The organism is Curtobacterium sp. SORGH_AS_0776 (assembly GCF_031453355.1).
Classification (GTDB): Bacteria; Actinomycetota; Actinomycetes; order Actinomycetales; family Microbacteriaceae; genus Curtobacterium.
Genome location: NZ_JAVIYU010000001.1, coordinates 3,480,189 through 3,497,781, shown reverse-complemented (window position 1 = coordinate 3,497,781; position 17,593 = coordinate 3,480,189). Strand labels below are relative to the sequence as shown.

The 17,593-nt window shown below is 71.5% G+C and carries 21 protein-coding genes; 17 read left to right on the top strand and 4 right to left on the bottom strand.

What is annotated here, in order from left to right; all coding sequences use genetic code 11:
* Positions 1-17: 17 nt before the first annotated feature.
* From QE359_RS17010 to QE359_RS16990, 5 genes are all read left to right on the top strand, one after another.
* Complete coding sequence (locus QE359_RS17010; RefSeq protein WP_070418353.1) at positions 18-533, top strand: helix-turn-helix transcriptional regulator; 516 nt, start codon at positions 18-20, stop codon at positions 531-533.
* A gap of 81 nt (positions 534-614) precedes the next feature.
* Positions 615-809 (top strand): helix-turn-helix domain-containing protein, encoded by a 195-nt coding sequence (locus QE359_RS17005; protein ID WP_022902482.1) that lies wholly within the window; start codon positions 615-617, stop codon positions 807-809.
* Positions 810-927: 118 nt separating this feature from the next.
* Positions 928-1,026 carry a 30S ribosomal protein bS22 gene (locus QE359_RS17000; RefSeq protein ID WP_003792170.1) on the top strand — a complete coding sequence of 33 codons (99 nt, stop codon included), beginning with the start codon at positions 928-930 and terminating at the stop codon, positions 1,024-1,026.
* Between the two features lie 72 nt (positions 1,027-1,098).
* Positions 1,099-1,353 (top strand): glutaredoxin family protein, encoded by a 255-nt coding sequence (locus QE359_RS16995; protein WP_071296698.1) that lies wholly within the window; start codon positions 1,099-1,101, stop codon positions 1,351-1,353.
* Positions 1,350-1,643, top strand: a complete 294-nt coding sequence (locus QE359_RS16990) for a Dabb family protein (RefSeq protein ID WP_229086360.1) — start codon at positions 1,350-1,352, stop codon at positions 1,641-1,643. The genes QE359_RS16995 and QE359_RS16990 overlap by 4 nt, the downstream gene beginning before the upstream one ends.
* A gap of 80 nt (positions 1,644-1,723) precedes the next feature.
* Here QE359_RS16990 and aspS read toward each other — a convergent pair whose 3' ends face one another.
* On the bottom strand, positions 1,724-3,064 hold the full coding sequence (gene aspS / locus QE359_RS16985) for an aspartate--tRNA(Asn) ligase (RefSeq protein ID WP_309780043.1): 1,341 nt from the start codon (positions 3,062-3,064) through the stop codon (positions 1,724-1,726).
* Between the two features lie 228 nt (positions 3,065-3,292).
* A complete protein-coding gene (locus QE359_RS16980; protein ID WP_261647099.1) occupies positions 3,293-3,667 on the bottom strand; it encodes a MerR family transcriptional regulator in 375 nt (124 codons plus the stop codon).
* Positions 3,668-3,720: 53 nt separating this feature from the next.
* Between QE359_RS16980 and QE359_RS16975 the strand changes: the two genes are divergently transcribed.
* The 6 genes from QE359_RS16975 (at position 3,721) to ccsB (ending at position 9,961) form a co-directional block, all read left to right on the top strand.
* A complete protein-coding gene (locus QE359_RS16975) occupies positions 3,721-5,211 on the top strand; it encodes a SulP family inorganic anion transporter (protein WP_309780042.1) in 1,491 nt (496 codons plus the stop codon).
* Between the two features lie 68 nt (positions 5,212-5,279).
* The gene (locus QE359_RS16970; RefSeq protein ID WP_071296702.1) at positions 5,280-5,936 is read left to right on the top strand and encodes a histidine phosphatase family protein; all 657 of its coding nucleotides are present in this window, start codon (positions 5,280-5,282) and stop codon (positions 5,934-5,936) included.
* The gene (locus tag QE359_RS16965) at positions 5,933-6,550 is read left to right on the top strand and encodes a TlpA disulfide reductase family protein (protein WP_309780041.1); all 618 of its coding nucleotides are present in this window, start codon (positions 5,933-5,935) and stop codon (positions 6,548-6,550) included. The genes QE359_RS16970 and QE359_RS16965 overlap by 4 nt, the downstream gene beginning before the upstream one ends.
* Before the next feature lie 45 nt (positions 6,551-6,595).
* Complete coding sequence (locus tag QE359_RS16960; protein WP_070419481.1) at positions 6,596-7,294, top strand: cytochrome c biogenesis CcdA family protein; 699 nt, start codon at positions 6,596-6,598, stop codon at positions 7,292-7,294.
* The gene (locus QE359_RS16955) at positions 7,278-8,969 is read left to right on the top strand and encodes a cytochrome c biogenesis protein ResB (RefSeq protein ID WP_309780040.1); all 1,692 of its coding nucleotides are present in this window, start codon (positions 7,278-7,280) and stop codon (positions 8,967-8,969) included. Before QE359_RS16960 ends, QE359_RS16955 begins: the two co-directional genes overlap by 17 nt.
* A 5-nt stretch (positions 8,970-8,974) precedes the next feature.
* Positions 8,975-9,961, top strand: coding sequence for a c-type cytochrome biogenesis protein CcsB (ccsB, locus tag QE359_RS16950; RefSeq protein ID WP_309780458.1), 987 nt, complete (start codon positions 8,975-8,977; stop codon positions 9,959-9,961).
* 268 nt (positions 9,962-10,229) lie between these two features.
* On the opposite strand, the gene QE359_RS16945 is transcribed toward ccsB, so the two are convergent.
* On the bottom strand, positions 10,230-11,207 hold the full coding sequence (locus tag QE359_RS16945; protein ID WP_309780039.1) for an o-succinylbenzoate synthase: 978 nt from the start codon (positions 11,205-11,207) through the stop codon (positions 10,230-10,232).
* A gap of 162 nt (positions 11,208-11,369) precedes the next feature.
* Here QE359_RS16945 and QE359_RS16940 point away from each other — a divergent pair, with 162 nt between their 5' ends.
* The 4 genes from QE359_RS16940 (at position 11,370) to QE359_RS16925 (ending at position 15,040) form a co-directional block, all read left to right on the top strand.
* Positions 11,370-11,870: a hypothetical protein gene (locus QE359_RS16940; protein WP_092386337.1), complete on the top strand. Its 501-nt coding sequence runs from the start codon at positions 11,370-11,372 to the stop codon at positions 11,868-11,870.
* Between the two features lie 22 nt (positions 11,871-11,892).
* On the top strand, positions 11,893-12,822 hold the full coding sequence (locus tag QE359_RS16935) for a 1,4-dihydroxy-2-naphthoyl-CoA synthase (protein WP_070418360.1): 930 nt from the start codon (positions 11,893-11,895) through the stop codon (positions 12,820-12,822).
* On the top strand, positions 12,822-13,958 hold the full coding sequence (locus QE359_RS16930) for an AMP-binding protein (protein WP_309780038.1): 1,137 nt from the start codon (positions 12,822-12,824) through the stop codon (positions 13,956-13,958). Before QE359_RS16935 ends, QE359_RS16930 begins: the two co-directional genes overlap by 1 nt.
* Before the next feature lie 86 nt (positions 13,959-14,044).
* Positions 14,045-15,040, top strand: a complete 996-nt coding sequence (locus QE359_RS16925; RefSeq protein ID WP_309780037.1) for a 1,4-dihydroxy-2-naphthoate polyprenyltransferase — start codon at positions 14,045-14,047, stop codon at positions 15,038-15,040.
* Positions 15,041-15,049: 9 nt separating this feature from the next.
* On the opposite strand, the gene QE359_RS16920 is transcribed toward QE359_RS16925, so the two are convergent.
* Positions 15,050-15,376, bottom strand: a complete 327-nt coding sequence (locus tag QE359_RS16920; RefSeq protein WP_071296706.1) for a DUF4229 domain-containing protein — start codon at positions 15,374-15,376, stop codon at positions 15,050-15,052.
* A 65-nt stretch (positions 15,377-15,441) separates the two neighbouring features.
* Between QE359_RS16920 and QE359_RS16915 the strand changes: the two genes are divergently transcribed.
* Both QE359_RS16915 and menD read left to right on the top strand, forming a co-directional pair.
* Entirely contained in the window at positions 15,442-15,840 is a 399-nt protein-coding gene (locus QE359_RS16915; RefSeq protein WP_071296707.1) for a PLDc N-terminal domain-containing protein, read from the top strand.
* Complete coding sequence (gene menD, locus QE359_RS16910; RefSeq protein ID WP_309780457.1) at positions 15,833-17,581, top strand: 2-succinyl-5-enolpyruvyl-6-hydroxy-3-cyclohexene-1-carboxylic-acid synthase; 1,749 nt, start codon at positions 15,833-15,835, stop codon at positions 17,579-17,581. The genes QE359_RS16915 and menD overlap by 8 nt, the downstream gene beginning before the upstream one ends.
* Positions 17,582-17,593: the final 12 nt, after the last annotated feature.

Genomic DNA, 17,593 nt, shown 5'->3' with positions numbered 1-17,593 from the left:
CCGGCTAGCCTTGCCCCATGGCCGACATCTTCAGCGTCGTGGCGGACCCCACCAGGCGTGAGCTGCTCGGGACGCTCCTGTCCGCGTACGGCTCGGACGTCACCGGCGGCGAGCTCAGCGTCGGCCAGCTCGTGGAACGCCTCGGCGTCAGCCAGCCGACCGTGTCGAAGCACCTGCGCGTGCTCCGCGACATCGGCCTCGTGACGAGCCGCGAAGAGGGGCAGCACCGCTACTACCGCCTCGACCCGGAGCCACTCGTCGGCATCGAGGAGTGGGTCCTCCCGTTCACCGGCGCGGTGGACGCCGACGGCACCCCGGCCACGACGGCGTGGACGCTCGACGGGCAACCGGTCTCGGTCCGACGCTCCGGCACGGCGGGCAAGGCCACGGTCGAGGTCGGCACCGAGCTCGGCCGCGTGATGGCCGAGGCGTCCTACCGCGCGACCGCGGCGCTGTCCGGCGCGCAGCAGGGCTGGGAACGGGTCGTCGACCGCAGCCGGAAGCGCTTCACGCGTCGGGGCGACGAGGACTGAACGGGACCTGGACACCGGGTCGCACCCGCCCCTACAGTTGCCAGTGACCACACAGGTCACACCGATTCCCGAAGGCGGACCATGACCGGCAGTTTCGACGACGTGCGCTTCCTCACCGTCGCTGAGGTCGCCGAGATGATGCGCGTCTCCAAGATGACCGTCTACCGCATGGTCCACGCGGGGGAACTCCCCGCCATCCGCTTCGGCCGGTCCTTCCGCGTCCCGGAGTCCGCCGTCGCGGACGTCCTGCGCGGTGGCATCGCCGACGTCGGCTAGGCGGGTCCGAACCGGCCCGTTCGACATCGCGTCAGGCCTCCGCTAGACTCGGCGGGGTTGTTTTTCCGCGGTCTCGTTGGCCCGGTGTCCACACAACATCAGTCCGAGTGAGGTCCGTATGGGTTCTGTCATCAAGAAGCGTCGCAAGCGCATGGCGAAGAAGAAGCACCGCAAGCTGCTTCGCAAGACGCGCCACCAGCGTCGCAACAAGAAGTAGGCCCCGAGCCTGCAGCGTCATGCCCCGGTTCGCCGGGGCTTTCGCGTTTCCGGGGGCGGATATGGTGGTCCCATGCCCGCCGTGACCCTGCTGACCAAACCCGGCTGCCACCTCTGCGACGACGCCCGACCGGTCGTCGAACGTGTTGTGGCCGAACACCCGGGGACGACCCTGCAGGAGCTGTCCATCCTCGACGACGACGCCCTCCGCCTGGAGTACGCGGAGGACATCCCGGTCGTCCTGGTCGACGGGCGTGTCCACAGCAACTGGCACGTCGACGCCGACCGGCTCCACCGTGCCCTCGAGAAGGCCGAGGCCCGCGCATGATCCACCACGTCGTCTCCTGGACCCTGCGCGAGGACCTCGACCGCGCTCAGTCCGTCGAGCGGATCCGCGAGCTCCTCGTCGGGCTGATCGGCACCGTCGGCTCGATCCGTTCCCTGCAGGTCGTCGAGAACGTCGCCTACCCGGGGAAGAACCAGGACGTCGCCGTCGTGGCGACCTTCGACGACCTCGCCGGCCTCGACGAGTACCAGGTGCACCCGCAGCACCAGGCCGCGGCGGCGGAGATCCGCGGCCTGGTCACGGGGCGGGCGGCCATCGACTGGGAGAGCTGAGCCGCGCCTCCTGGCCCGCTCCGGCGCACGCAGAACGGCCCCCGTCCTCGGACAGGGGCCGTTCTCCGTGCAGCGGGTGACTACGGGGTGAGGCGCGTCGGGCCGCGGAACAGGTACGTGACCTCGCGGATCGATGGCTCGTGCAGCGCGAGCATGAGCACGCGCGCCAGGCCCATGCCGAACCCGCCGTGCGGCGGCACGCCGTAGCGGAAGAAGTCGAGGTACCAGCCGAGCTCCTCGGGGTCGAGGCCCTTCTCGACGGCCTGTGCCGTCAGGGTGTCGACACGGTGCTCGCGCTGTGCACCGGTCGAGATCTCGGCGCCGTTGAACAGCAGGTCGTAGCTGTTCGTGAGCGTCGGGTCGTCGGCGTGACGCATGTGGTAGTAGGGGCGGATCGACGCGTCGTAGTCGGTGACGAAGACGAACTCCGAACCATGCGTCTCCTTCGCCCAGGCGCTCACGCGGCGCTCGCCCTCGGGGTCGAGGTCACCGTCGGCGCGGACGACCTCGTAGCCGCTGTCGGCGACGATCTTCCGGGCCTCGGCCAGGGTCACGCGCGGGAAGGGTGCGGTCGGGACGACGAACTCGAAGCCGAAGACCGCTTCGATCTCGGCGCCGTACTTCTCCTTGACGGCGGTGAAGCCGGCGACGAGGAGCTCCTCGTGCATGGCCATGACGTCCTCATGCGACTCGACCCACGAGATCTCGGCGTCGACGCTCGTGAACTCGGTCGCGTGGCGGCTCGTGAACGACGGGTCCGCACGGAAGGCGTCGGCGATCTCGAAGACCGCGCCGAAGCCGGCCGGCTGCGCCATCTGCTTGAAGTTCTGGGGCGACTGCGCGAGGTACGCCGTCGTCTCGAAGTACTCGAGCTGGAAGAGCTCGGCACGCGACTCGGACGCCGAGGCCATCAGCTTCGGGGTGTGGATCTCGATGTAGTCACGCTCGACCCAGTACGTGCGGAACGCGTGCTCCATCGTCGTCTGGATGCGGAAGATGAGGTTCTGCTTGCGGTTGCGCAGGTCGAGGAAGCGCCAGTCGAGGCGCTTGTCGAGCGAGGAGTCGTCCGCGATCGGGGTCTCCGGGATGGCGGCGCTGATGACGGTCAGGTCGCCGACCTTGACCTCGAGCCCGCCGAGCTTGACGCGCTCGTCGTGCTTCAGGGTGCCCTGCACGTGCACGAAGGTGCCGTGCGCGAGGCCGGAGATCGCCTCGGTCGTCGCGAGTGCGGCGGCGGAGGCGTCGTCGCCCTCGACCGCTTCGCGCGTGGCGGGGTTGACGAGCTGTGCGGCGCCGGACTCGTCACGGAGGACGACGAACTGCACCTTCTTCTGGTCTCGGACGGTCTCCACCCATCCGGCGACGGAGACGGGGCCGTCGGGGCGTGCGGCGAGGTCGGCGATGCGGGTGCGTTCGATCACGGTGGTCGAGTCTACCGGTTGCGCCTCGGGCGCCGTCGTCGGGTGCGTTCGTTCCTCCACAGGTCGGCTGGCGTCCGGCATCGTCCACAGGATGGGCCCGGAGGCGCGGGTCGGGTCCGATGTCTCCGTAGCGTTCCTGACGTGGCCGGGTCGCGAGCTGGAGGGAGGCCCCGCACGACGGCAGGGGTCGAGGGGCTCGCGGCCCGGCCGCCTGGGGCGGGGGAGCCCTCACGGGAGTGAAGCGCGCAGGCTGCCGAGCGTCCCGATGAACTCCTCGGCCATGCCCGCCCGCTCGATGAGCTTCGCGTGCCGCGCCCGCGCGTCCACGAGGAACTCGTCGAGCCGTGCGGCCAGCGCTGGCGCGTCCCCGGGGTCCTTCGCGGCCAGACCGTCGACGACCCGGAGCAGCTCGGCCATCTCGTCCAGCGTGAACCCGAGCGGCTTCATCCGCCGGATCACGAGCAGCCGTTCGAGGTCCTGTTCCGTGTAGACCCGGAACCCGCCGGTCGTCCGTCCGCTCGGCACGAGCAGCCCGACCTCGTCGTAGTGCCGGATCGTGCGGAGGGACATCCCGGCGCGGTCGGCCAGTTCGCCGATGTGCATCGTGGTGCTCACGGGGACGACTCTACCCTCACGTGAGGGTAGAGTTCAGGGCGATGTCCGTGACCACCCACGCTCCCACCGCTCCGAGCGTCCTCAGCGCCCTGCGTTCGCCCCGCCTCCTCACGCGCGAGGTCCTCGCCGGGATCGTCACCGCGCTCGCCCTCATCCCCGAGGCGATCTCCTTCTCGGTCGTCGCCGGGGTCGACCCGGCGGTGGGGCTCTTCTCGAGCGTCGTCATCGCCGTCGTGATCTCGATCGTGGGCGGCCGTCCGGCGATGATCTCCGCCGCTGCCGGGTCCGTGGCGCTCGTGATCGCCCCGCTCGTGCGCGACCACGGGATCGCGTACCTCGTCCCGACGATCGTCCTCGGCGGCCTCATCCAGATCGTGCTCGGCTTCCTCGGGGTCGCCCGGCTGATGCGGTTCATCCCGCGCAGCGTGAACGTCGCGTTCGTGAACGCCCTCGCCATCCTGATCTTCACCGCGCAGCTGCCGAACCTGTTCGGTCCGGACGTGCCGGCGGTGGTCTGGGCGCTGACGGCACTCGGCGTCGCCGTCATCATCGGGTTCCCGTTCGTCACGAAGGCGGTCCCGGCACCGCTCGTCGCCGTCGTCGTGATCACCGCGATCACGATCCTGTTCGGCGTCGCCGTGCCAACGGTCGGCGACGAGGGCGCGCTGCCGAGCGCGCTGCCCGGGTTCAGCGGCATCACCACGCCGTTCTCGCTGGACACGCTGCAGCTCATCGCGCCGTACGCGTTCGGGGTCGCGATCGTCGGGCTCATCGAGACGCTCCTCACCGCGCAGCTCGTCGACTCGATCACCGAGACCGGTTCGAGCAAGTGGCGTGAGTCGTGGGGCCAGGGCATCGCGAACGTCGCGTCGGCCTTCTTCGGCGGCACCGGCGGCTGCGCGATGATCGGCCAGACCGTCATCAACGTGAAGACGGCCGGGGCCCGGACGCGCATCTCCACGTTCGCCGCCGGAGCGTCGGTGCTCGTGCTGACGATCGTCCTGCACGACCTCGTGGCCGAGATCCCGATGGCTGCACTCACCGCCGTGATGATCATGGTCTGCGTCGCCACCTTCGACTGGCACAGCATCCGACCCCGCACGCTCCGGCGGATGCCCCTGGGGGAGACGGCGGTGATGGTGATCACCGTCGTGGTCGTCGTCGCCACGGACAACCTCGCGACCGGCGTGCTCGTCGGGGTGGTCGTCGCCGCGCTCGTCTTCGCCCGCCGAGCCGCCCACGTGGTGACCGTCGCGCGTGAGGTCGTCGACGAGCACACGGTCCGCTACCGGGTCCGCGGGGCGCTGTTCTTCGCCTCGTCGAACGACCTCGTCACCCGCTTCTCCTACGCCGAGGACCCCGAGCACGTCGTCATCGACATGTCCGACGCGCACGTGTTCGACGCCAGCACGGTCGCGGCCCTCGACGGGGTCGAGCAGCGATTCGCCAAGCACGGGTCGACGGTCGAGGTGGTGCACCTCAACACCGGGTCCACGGCGCTCCACGGGCGGCTCTCCGGCGAACTGGGCTGAGTGGTTCCGCATCCGGTGAATCCCCTGTGCGGGCGGTGGGAACCCCTGAGCGACCTACACTGGAACCCATGCCCGCGTCCCGAATCCACCTCGTCCGTCACGGCGAGGTGCACAACCCGGACCGTGTCCTCTACGGGCGGCTCCCCGGCTTCGGGTTGAGCGACCTCGGCAAGCAGATGGCCCTCGCCTCCGCGACCGCGTGGAAGGACGCCGGCGTCGACGTCCGACGGATCGTGGCCTCGCCGTTGCAGCGCACGCAGGAGTCCGCCGCGCCCTGGTCCGAGGCCTTCGGGCTCGACGTCGCCCTCGACGAGCGGCTCATCGAGCCCACCAACCGGTACGAGGGACAGCCCCCGGGCTTCACCAAGCGTTCGCTCGGACGCCCGGCTGAGTGGCCCTGGATCGCGAACCCGTTCCGGCCGAGCTGGGGCGAGGCGTACGAGTCCATCGCGAACCGGATGCTCGCAGCCATAGCCACCGCGTGGGAGAGCGTCGACGACGGTGACGTCGTCCTCGTCAGCCACCAGCTGCCGATCTGGATGGTGCACCGCCGTCTCGCCGGCGAACAGCTCTGGCACGACCCGCGCAAGCGACGCTGCGACCTCTCCAGCATCACCACCGTCGAGCGTGTACCCGCCACCTCGTCCGGTCGGTTCACCGAAGTCGGGTACGCGGACCCGGCGCAGGCCCTGCGCGCGACCGCCATCGACGAAGGAGCAGTGTGATCACCAGCAGGAGCAAGCGGTTCGCGGTGCTCGCGGCGACGGCGGTGACCGCCGCCCTCGTCCTGACGGGGTGCTCGTCCGACAACGACTCACTGTCGAAGCAGTACGGCAGCGGCACGACCCAGAACTACATCTCCGGTGACGGCGCCGTGACCGAGGTCGCCGCCGACAAGCGCACCGACGCGGTCGACTTCGAGGCGAAGGACATCGACGGCGAGCCCCTGTCGTCGAAGGAGCTCACGGGCAAGGTCGTCGTCCTCAACTTCTGGTACGCCGGCTGCCCGCCGTGCCGTGCCGAGGCGAAGTACCTCAACAAGGTCCACGACCAGTTCGCCGACGACGACGTCCAGTTCATCGGCGTCAACGTCCGTGACGAGCAGGCCACGGCCGAGGCATTCGAGCGCACCTTCAAGGTCGACTACCCGACGGTGCTCGACCAGAAGACCGGCGCGATGCAGCTCGCGCTCTCCGGGCAGATCGCCCCGAACGCCGTGCCCGCCACGATCGTGCTCGACAAGCAGGGCCGCGTCGCCGCCCGCGTCCTCGGTGCGGTCGACGGCCCGGGCATCCTGAACACGCTCGTCTCCGACGAGTTGTCGGGCAAGGCTTCCTGACCCGTGTCCAGCAACCCCTTCGCCGACGCGATCCTCAGCGGGCAGATGGCCGTGGCGCTCCCCGTCGCGGCACTCGCCGGGCTCGTGTCGTTCCTGTCCCCGTGCGTGCTGCCCCTCGTGCCGGGCTACCTCGGCTACGTCGGCGGCGTCGCCGAGGGCGGACAGCGCCGCGGTCGCGTGGTGCTCGGGGTGCTGCTGTTCATCCTCGGCTTCACCGCGGTGTTCGTGGCGTACACGACGGTCTTCGGTGCGCTCGGGTTCTGGCTCGTCCGGTGGCGCGACCTCATCACGCAGATCCTCGGCGTCGTCGTCATCGCGATGGGTCTCGTCTTCGTCGGCCGCTTCACCTTCCTGCAGCGCACGATCAAGCCCGGGTGGACGCCCGCGACCGGCCTGGTCGGCGCGCCCCTGCTGGGCATCGTGTTCGGGCTCGGCTGGACGCCCTGCCTCGGCCCGACCCTCGCGGCGATCAACCTGCTCAGCGTCCAGTCCGGCAGCGCATGGCAGGGCATGTGGCTCGGTGTCGCGTACTGCCTCGGCCTCGGCATCCCGTTCGTCCTCGTCGCGCTCGGCGCCGGCTGGGCCACGGGCGCGATCCGCGCCGTGAAGCGCCACATGCGCATCGTCAACATCATCGGAGGAGCGATCCTGATCGTCATCGGTCTGCTCATGGTCACCGGCATCTGGTCGGCCGTCATGTCGAGCGTCGGGGCGGTGATCCAGACCTTTGTCCCCGCAGTCTGACCCCGACATCGACTCCACCGACACCTCGGCGGACCCGCAGCGACCGTCGGACCACGTCGACGGATCCGGCCCGGAGACGGCTGCAGGCGGGTCGGGCGACTCCGGCGTCAACCAGCCGAAGCTCGGGGCCGTCGGGTACCTCCGCTTCTTCTGGCGGCAGCTCACGAGCATGCGCACGGCGCTGTTCCTCCTCATGCTGCTGGCGCTCGCGGCGATCCCGGGGTCCCTGGTCCCGCAGCGCACGGCCGACCCGAACGGCGTCGTCCAGTACAAGGCCGACCACCCGCAGCTCTTCCCGGTCCTCGACAAGCTGCAGGTCTTCGACACCTACACGTCGGTGTGGTTCTCGGCGATCTACCTGCTGCTCTTCGTCTCCCTGATAGGCTGCATCGTCCCGCGCACGAAGCACCACTGGCAGGCGCTGCGCACCCGACCCCCGAAGACCCCGGTCCGCCTGAGCCGTCTGGCCGGCTACCGCTCGATCGCCGTCGACGGCGAGGGCGTCACGCCGGAGCACGCCGTCACCCGCGCGATGGCGATCCTCAAGCGCTCCGGCTACCGCGTCGAACGCTTCGGCGACTCGGTGAGCGCCGAGCGCGGCTACCTGCGCGAGACCGGCAACCTGGTGTTCCACGCGGCGCTCGTGGGTGTGCTGCTCGCGGTCGGTGTCGGCGGCGGGTTCGGGTACACCGGCCAGCGGCTCCTCGTCGAGGGCCAGACGTTCTCGAACGTGCTCGGCTCGTACGACTCGTTCAACCCCGGCCGCTGGTTCCAGCAGAGCGATCTCAAGGGCTACAACTTCACGCTCGACAAGTTCGTCACCAAGTACGAGGAGCGCAACCTCGACGCCCTCGGCCAGGCGCTCGACTACTCGGCGACGGTGACGACGCAGGAGAAGGGCGGCTCCAAGCAGACGAGCCGCCTCGGCGTCAACGACCCGGTGAGCGTCGGCGGCACCAACGTCTACCTCCTCGGCAACGGTTACGCGATGGACGTCACCGTGCGCGACGGCGACGGCAACGTGGCGTTCCAGGACACCGTGCCGTTCCTCCCCGAGGACGCGAACTACACGTCGACCGGCGTCATCAAGGTGCCGGACGCGCTGCCGGACCAGCTCGGCATGGTCGGGTTCTTCTACCCGACCGCGTCGAAGCTCTCGACCGGCGCGTACGCCAGCGCCTACCCAGACGACCAGAACCCGCTGCTGACCCTGCAGGTCTACACGGGTGACCTCGGGCTCGACGACGGCGTCCCGCAGAGCGTCTACACGCTCGACACCAGCGGGCTGCAGCAGATCGCGGGCCGCCAGTCCAAGACCGCCAGTGTCGAGCTGAAGCCCGGGCAGACCAAGACGCTGCCGGACGGCGCCGGGTCGATCACGTTCGACGGGGTGAAGCGCTACGTCTCGCTCGACGTCCACCACGACCCGTCGCAGCTGTGGGTCGGCGGCTTCGCCGTGCTGTCCGTCCTCGGGCTCCTCACGTCGCTCTTCGTCCCGCGCCGTCGCGTCTGGGTGAAGGTCGTGCCGCGCCGCGACGGCAGCGCCGACGCCGAGCCGGGCTACGACCTCGAGTACGCGGGCCTCGCACGCGGCGAGGACCCGAACCTCGAACGGGCCGTGGCGGACATCGCCAAGCGCCACACGTCGGACCTCGGAGTTAGGATGCCCCAGTGAACGACATGACCACGAACCTCGCGACCTACTCGGTCGTGCTGACGTACTCCGCCATGGCGGTCTACGTCATCGCGTTCATCGCGTTCGCCCTCGACATGGCGAAGCGGGCCGGCGACGTGACGGCTGCGTCCGACGCCGCTGCGGCGCCCGCCGCCGGCGCGGAGCGGACCGTCGCGACCGTCCAGGGCGGCACCGTCGTCCTCGAGCAGGTCGCCGTCACCGACGAACGAGCCGGGCGCCGCGGGACGAAGTTCGAGCGGGTCGGCATGGCGATGACGATCCTCGCGCTCGTGCTGCACGTCGCGTCCGTCGTCCTGCGCGGGATCGCGGCCGACCGCGTGCCGTGGGGCAACATGTTCGAGTTCTCGCTGACCGGCACGGCGCTGATCACCCTGATCTTCCTGCTCGTGCAGTTCTGGCAGAACCTGAAGTTCCTCGGCGTCTTCATCACCGGCCTGACGATCATCCTGCTCGGCATCGCGACCGTGAACTACTGGGTGCCCGTCGTGCCGCTGCAGCCCGCGCTGCAGTCGTACTGGCTCGTCATCCACGTCTTCGTCGCCATCGCCGGCACGGGCTTCTTCGCCCTCGGCGCCGGACTCGCCGTGGCGCAGCTCGTGCAGACCTACCGCCAGGGTCGGACCGCCTCGGGCAAGCTCCGCTTCATGGAGACGCTGCCGGACGCCGACCGGCTCGAGGTCCTCACCTACCGCGTCCTGCTCGTCGGGTTCGTCCTCTGGACCTTCACGCTCATCGCCGGTGCGATCTGGGCCGAGCGCGCCTGGGGTCGCTACTGGGGGTGGGACACGAAGGAGGTCTGGACCTTCATCATCTGGGTGGTCTACGCCGGGTACATCCACGCGCGTGCGACCCGCGGGTGGCGTGGCGCGCGGTCGTCGTGGCTGGCCCTCATCGGCTTCGCCGCGGTGATGTTCAACTTCTCGGTCGTGAACGTGTTCTTCAAGGGCCTGCACAGCTACTCCGGACTCTGATCCGGACGGGTCGCTGATGCGGCCCTGGTCGCGACCACGACCGGACGGGAGGCGCGGTGCCAGCTGGCACCGCGCCTCCCGTCCGTCGTCGGCGCGAGTCCGAGGCCCGAGCCCCGGTGCGAGCCCAGGCGCGAGCGCGAGGTCGCGCAATCCGTCGCCCGGCGCGCGTCGGAGCGACCGAACGTGCGACCTCGGCGAACGTGAGCGGCAGGTCGTGCGACCGGGCAGACCCGGGCGGCCGAGCCGACCGGCGCGGCCGGGCGGGCGGTCAGCCGGCGAGGAGCGCGTGCACCCGCTCGAGCCGCGCGAGCCACCACGCGGTACGCTCCGGCGACGCGGCGTTCCGCTCCAGCAGGTCCCGGTCGACCTCGACCCGCCGCACCGGCACCCGCCCGTCCACCGGCAGCAGCGGTGCCGCCGACACGTCCGACGTGAACATCGCCGCGGTGCCGAGCCCCGCGGCGTACCCCAGCGACATCGCCTCGGCCGCGAGGAACGCCCCCATCCCCAGCCCGACCGACGTGTCGAGCGCACTCGACACGACGCAGGGGAGCCCGGCGTCGGCGACGACCGCACGCGCGGCGGTGATGCCGCCGAGGGGCTGCGCCTTCACGACGAGGACGTCGGCGGCACCGGCCCGGGCGACGGCGAGCGGGTCCGAGGCCTTGCGGACGCTCTCGTCCGCGGCGATCGGCACGCCGAGTCCGGCGATCCGCTGCCGGAGCTCGGCGAGTTCCGGCACCGTGCGGCACGGCTGCTCGGCGTACTGCAGGTCGAACGGGGCGAGGCGCTCGAGGGCCTCTGCGGCGGAGTCGACGCTCCAGAGTCCGTTCGCGTCCACGCGGACCGCGGCGGAGGGTCCCATCACCCGTCGGACCTCGGCGACGCGGGCCACGTCGTCGTCGATGATGGTGCCTGGTTCGGCGACCTTGACCTTGGCGGTCGTGCAGCCCGGGTACCGCGCGAGGAGGTCCGCGACGCCGTCCGGAGCGATCGCCGGCACGGTGGCGTTCACGGGGACGCTGTCCGCGGCGGGCTCGTGCGTCGTCCAGCCGAAGTCGACCGCAGCCCGGAGCCACGCGGCGGCCTCGGCGTCGTCGTACTCGACGAACGGGGAGAACTCGGTCCACCCGGCCGGACCGCGCAGGACGAGGGCCTCGCGCACCGTGATGCCGCGGAACCGCACCCGCATGGGCAGCGCCACCACGTGGGCGGCGGAGAGGAGGTCGTCGAGGTCGGGGAGCACCTGGCCATCATCCCAGGAGCACCCAGGGCACCCCACGGTTCCTCGGAGCGGACCGCCAGGGCAGCGCACTAGTCTGCATCGGTCGGCCACGGTCGGCACCCCAGCACGAACGTCGGCCACGGTCGGCACTCCAGCACCAGCACCGAGGACGAGGGAGGACCTGTGGCGCCGGAACCGCAGCAGCGCGCGTCGCAGCGATCCGCAGCACCGTCCTCGGCGCGTGCGCAGTCTCCGAGTGCGCGTGCGCAGGCCCCCGGTCGCGACACCGGCGAGTTCGCCCGGCTCATGCAGCGGAACACCGTCGACGTCCGGCAGGAAGCCCAGAAGGGGCGCAAGAAGCGCAACCCGGTGGTCGGCAAGATCGCCCTGGGGCTCGCGGTCGTCTCCGCCGCGGTCGACGCCAGCGCCTTCGCCGTGTTCATGGGCGGCGACACCGACTTCGCCTTCGGCATCTGCTTCGTGGTGGTCTTCCTCACGCTCATCGCCGCGGTGCTCGGGTTCGTCGCCGCTGTGGGCTCGTTCGGCCGCTGGTACGGCGCCGTCGGGGTCGTCGTGGCGTTCTTCGCGAACCCGGTGATCCTCATCGTGCTGCTCGTGATCGTCGCCCCCGAGCTGCTGACCGACATGGGTGGTTCGGCCGCGACGGACGGCGCGGGGCTGTAGCACGCGGCGGTAGCGTTGGAGCATGGCTGCTCCCGTCTCCGACCTGTTCGACCCCGACGTCTGGACCGCGGCTCCCATCGCGGAGCAGTTCACCGACATCACGTACCACAAGCACGTCTCCCACGGGATCGTCCGGGTCGCGTTCGACCGGCCCGAGGTGCGGAACGCCTTCCGTCCGCGCACCGTCGACGAGCTGTACCGCGCGCTCGACGACGCCAGGCAGGACCCGCGTGTCGGCGTCGTGCTCCTCACCGGGAACGGCCCGAGCCCGAAGGACGGCGGGTGGGCGTTCTGCTCCGGCGGCGACCAGCGCATCCGCGGCCGGAGCGGCTACCAGTACGTCGGTGACGAGGGTGCGCCGCCCGAGGGTGTCGACCCGGCAGCGGCGCAGGCGTCGATGGGGCGGCTGCACATCCTCGAGGTCCAGCGGCTCATCCGGATGATGCCCAAGGTCGTCATCGCCGTCGTCCCGGGGTGGGCGGCGGGTGGGGGCCACTCGCTGCACGCGATCTGCGACCTCACCATCGCGAGCGCCGAGCACGGCAGGTTCAAGCAGACCGACGCCGACGTGGGGTCGTTCGACGGCGGGTACGGCAGCGCCTACTACGCCAAGCAGATCGGCCAGAAGTTCGCGCGTGAGGTCTTCTTCCTCGCGCAGGAGTACTCGGCGCAGCGTGCGTACGAGATGGGCGCCGTGAACGCCGTCGTCCCGCACGAGGACCTCGAGCGTGAGGCGATCCGCTGGGGCGAGATCGTGCTCGGCAAGTCCCCGACGGCGATCCGGATGCTCAAGTACGCCTTCAACGCGGTCGACGACGGCATGGTCGGCCAGCAGGTGTTCGCGGGCGAGGCCACGCGGCTCGCCTACGGCACCGACGAGGCGGTCGAGGGTCGCGACTCCTTCCTCGAGAAGCGCGCGCCCGAGTGGACGTCCTTCCCCTGGCACTACTGATGGCCCGTCCGCTGGTCGCGACCGGCACGGCGGACGCGTCGGTCGTGCTGCGGGGCCTGGAGGCGGCACTCGCCGGCGGCCCCGCCCTGCTCCCGGTCGCGGACGGCGCCCCGGCGCTGCCGACACCCGCTCCGGCCACCGTCCCGCAGCGGGTCGCCCTGGTCGTCGAGACGAGCGGGTCCACCGGCACCGGCAAGCGTGTGGCGCTCTCGTCGGAGGCGCTCCTCGCCGGTGCCGCTGCGGCGGACGCGGCACTCGGGGGCCCCGGCGGCTGGGTGCTCGCGTTGCCGACGCACTACATCGCGGGGCTCAACGTCCTGACCCGGTCGATCACCGCGGGGACGGCGCCCGTCGTCGTCGCTCCCGGGCACTTCGACGCGGGTGCGTTCGCCGACGCGGCCGACCGGCTCGTCACCGGTCCCGGGGCACCGCGGCGCTACACCTCGCTCGTCCCGGTGCAGCTCGCCCGGGTCCTCGACGACGACCGGGCCACCCGTGCCCTCGCCGGGTTCGACGCCGTGCTCGTCGGCGGGCAGGCGACCCCGGCGCCGCTCCGTGACCGGGCCCGCGCCGCCGGCGTCCGGATCGTGACGACCTACGGCGCGAGCGAGACGAGCGGCGGGTGCGTCTACGACGGCGTCCCGTTCGGTACCGTCCGCACCGAGCTCGTGGACGGCGAACTGTTCCTGTCCGGGCCGATGCTCGCCGAGGGCTACCTGGACGACCCCGACCGCACGGCGGCGACCTTCACCGAGCGCGACGGACACCGCTGGTACCGCACGGGCGACGCCGCCGAGGTCGTCGACGGTGTCGTGCGGGTGCTCGGCCGGCTCGACGACGTCGTGATCTCGGGCGGCGAGAAGGTCCCGCTCGGCGCCGTCGAACGGATCGTCCGCGGGCTCGACGGGCAGGAGGGTGCGGTGGTCACGCGCCGGGCGTCGGGGGAGTGGGGCGAGGTCCCGGTCGTCGTGACCGAGCGGCCGCTCGACCTCGACGTGGTCCGCGCCGCGGTCGGCGACGCCCTCGGGCGCGCGGCACGGCCGGCCGACGTGCTCGTCGTCGAGCGGCTCCCGATGCTCGCGACCGGCAAGCCGGACCGCCGGGCGATCCGCGCGATCGCGGACCCGACCGCCTGACGGACGCGGGTCGACCGCCGATCGCGATCCGTTCCTCCTGGGCCGGCGTCCCGGACGCACGGCGGACGCGGATACGATGGACGCTCGTGGCACGCACGAAGAACACGAACCGGTCCAGGAACCGCTCCGGCAACCCGGCCAAGGCCGCGGCACCGCAGCGCACGAAGCGCCGCGCGACCGCGGGCGACTGGATCGGTGGGGCGCGCCTGCGCACCCTGACGCTCGGCGTCGTCCCCGTCGTGATGGGCACGACGGTCGGGTTCGTCGACAGCGGTGAGGCCGGTGACTTCGGCGACTGGCTCGCGAAGGGCCACCACCTGCCCATCGCGATCCTGGCGCTGCTCGTCGCGCTGTTCCTGCAGATCGGCGTGAACTACAGCAACGACTACTCCGACGGGGTGCGCGGTACGGACGAGTTCCGCGTCGGGCCGGCCCGTCTCACCGGAGCCGGACTCGCGAAGCCCCGCACCGTGCTGACCGTCGCGCTGACGTTCTTCGGCCTCGCAGCGGTGGCCGGCGTCGTCATCGTGGTGCTCACCCAGCTGTGGTGGCTCCTGCTCGTCGGCGCTGCCGCGATCGTCGCCGCGTGGTTCTACACGGGCGGGAAGAAGCCGTACGGGTACAACGCCCTCGGTGAGGTCTTCGTGTTCGTGTTCTTCGGACTCGTCGCCGTCCTCGGCACCCAGTTCGTCCTCATCGACCGGGTGACCCCGAGCGGGTGGGCCGCTGCGATCGCGGCCGGGTTCTTCGCCTGTGCGGTGCTGATGGTGAACAACATCCGCGACATCGACGAGGACCGGCTCGCGGGCAAGCGCACCCTCGCGGTCGTGGTCGGACGCCCGGTCGCCCGGGTGCTCTACGGCCTGTTCCTGATGCTGCCGTACGTGGTGCTGCTCTGGTTCGTGCTGCTCTACTTCCGCACCGGGTTCACGTACTTCTCGCTGCTGCTGGCGCTGCCGGCACTCGCGATCGGCGTCTCGTCGCGGAAGCCGCGGGAGCTCATCACGGCGCTCCAGCTGTCGTCGTTCGCGTCGCTCGTGTTCGGCGTGGTGCTCGGCATCACGCTCGCCGTCCAGCCGTAACCAGGCGGGTCAATCGTCGCGGTGCTCGCGGCGCGCTGCGTGGCGGTCGGCGTCGGAGACCGGCTGCTCGACCGGGGAGTCGCTGTCGGCCGCGTCGACGAAGTCGTCCTCGAAGTCGGTGTCGACGTCGTGCTCCGGCGCCGGTCGACGGTTCGCCAGGCTCTCGGTGACGCGACCGCGCAGCTTCGGCAGGGCGATGTACGAGATGAGCAGCGCCACCAGCGCGGCGACGATCGTCGCCCAGTAGCCGGGCATCGGAGTCAGGAGCAGGAGCAGTGCCAGCGCCGCGGCGAAGATGCCGAGGCGGGCCAGGGTGTACACGAGCCACGCTTTCACCTGCGCAAGTCTACGGATGCGCAACCGGCAGGGACCCCACAGGCTGCCGACCTAGACTCCCGGCCATGATCCGACTGTGGCTGATCGTCGTCGTGGCCGCCGTGGCGTTCACGGTCTACGCGGCGATCGACTGCGCCACGATGCCCCGCGAGCGTGTCCGTTCCCTCAGCCGTGGCGTGTGGGTCCTCCTCGTGATCGTGCTCCCCGTGCTCGGCGGCGTCCTCTGGTTCGTCCTCGGCCGGGCACCGGCGACCCGTCCCGGCGGTGGCTCCGGGTACCGTGGTCCCGAAGACGACCCGGACTTCCTCGGCGGCCCCAGCGGCCCCGAGCAGCACCGCACGGACAAGGACCAGGACGACGAGACCCTCCGAGACCTCGAACAGCAGTTCCGCGAACGAGAACGACGCGCCGACCGAGACCGCCGCGACCAGCACCGCGACGACGACGGCCGCACCGATCGCTGACGGCTCGGCCGGTTCCGGCAGCCCGGCGACCGACTTCGCCGTCGCGCTCCTGACCGAGCTCGCCCGGGCCGGTGTGACCGACGTCGTGGTGAGCCCCGGCTCCCGGTCGCAGGCGCTCGCCCTCGCTGCCGTCGCCGTCGAGCGCGCGGGCGGCATCAGCGTGCACGTCCGGCTCGACGAGCGCACCGCCGGCTTCTTCGCGCTCGGGCTCGCCGTCGAGTCCGGTCGGCCCGCCGCGGTCGTGACCACCTCGGGCACCGCGGTCGCCAACCTGCACCCCGCCGTGCTCGAAGCGCACCACTCCGGTGTGCCGATGATCGTCGTCAGCGCGGACCGCCCCGACGAGCTCCGCGGCATCGGCAGCAACCAGACCACGGTGCAGCCCGGGCTCTTCGGGCCGGCCGTCGCCGTCGTCCGCGACGTCGAGGCGCCCACCGCGCACGGTGTCGACGCCGACACCGCCGACACCGTCCGGGAACTCGTGCGCGAAGTCGTCGCCGCGGCCGCCGGCCACACGGGGCAGCCCGGGCCGGTGCAGCTCAACGTCGCGTTCCGCGAACCCCTGTCCGCCGGGCTCGGCGCGGGTGCGGTCCAGCCGGTGCCCGACGACGAGGTCGACCTCGCGTTCGCCACCCGGCGCGTGTACTCCGGTCTGCCGGTCGTCGACCTCGCGCCGGACGACGAGCCCGCGACGGTCGTCATCGCGGGACACGACGCGGGGGCGGACGCCGAGCGGATCGCCTGGGAGCTCGGTGCGCCGTTGCTCGCCGAGGTGTCGAGTGGTGCGCGGTTCGGGCGGAACCTGGTCGTCACCTACCGGGAGCTCCTGCGCGACCCGGACTTCGGCGGCGCGGTCCGCCGCACCGTCGTGCTCGGCCACCCGACCCTCAGCCGCGAGGTCCCCGCCCTGCTCCAGCGCGCCGACGTCGAGACGATCGTGGTCCGCGGACCGGGAGCCGATCCCTACGACCCGGCCCGCGCCTCCCGGCCCGACGCCGCGACCACCTTCGTGTCGGACGTCCGCGTGACGGGCCGCACCCGGCCGGAGCACCGCGCCTGGGTCGGCCGGTGGGTCGCCACGAGCCGCGCGCTGCTCGGCGGTGGCGACGCCGGCCCCGACCTCGATGCGAAGCGCTCCAGCGACCGCGCCGAGCGCAACAAGTTCCTCCGCGACGAGGTGGCGCTCCGCCGCCGCGCCGTCGACCGCACGATGCTCGCGGACGCCGTCTGGGGTGCGACCTGGCCGCACGACCGCCTCGTGCTCGGCGCCTCGCAGATCATCCGGGTGGCCGACGGGCACGTCGCGGGCAAGGCGATCCGCGTGCACGCGAACCGCGGGCTCGCGGGCATCGACGGGACGATCTCGACCGCGCTCGGGATCGCCGCCGCGCTCGAGCGTTCCACGGCCTCGGTCGGCACGACACGCGTCCTGCTCGGCGACCTCACGTTCCTGCACGACCTCGGGGCGCTCGTGGCCGGCACCGAGGAGCACCCGCACCGCGTGCAGGTCATCGTCGGGAACGACGGCGGGGGAGCGATCTTCCGGGGGCTCGAGGTCGCGGCGACGACACCGGAGGCCGACATGCGCCGCATGATGACGACGCCGCAGCACGTCGACGTCGAGCCGGTGGTGACCGGGCTCGGCTGGGAGTACCGGCGCGCGGCGACCTGGGGCGACCTCGAGCGGGTCCTGACGGACCCGGCCGAGCGCGTCGTCATCGAGGTGCCGCTGGCCGACTGAGCGGCACCGGGC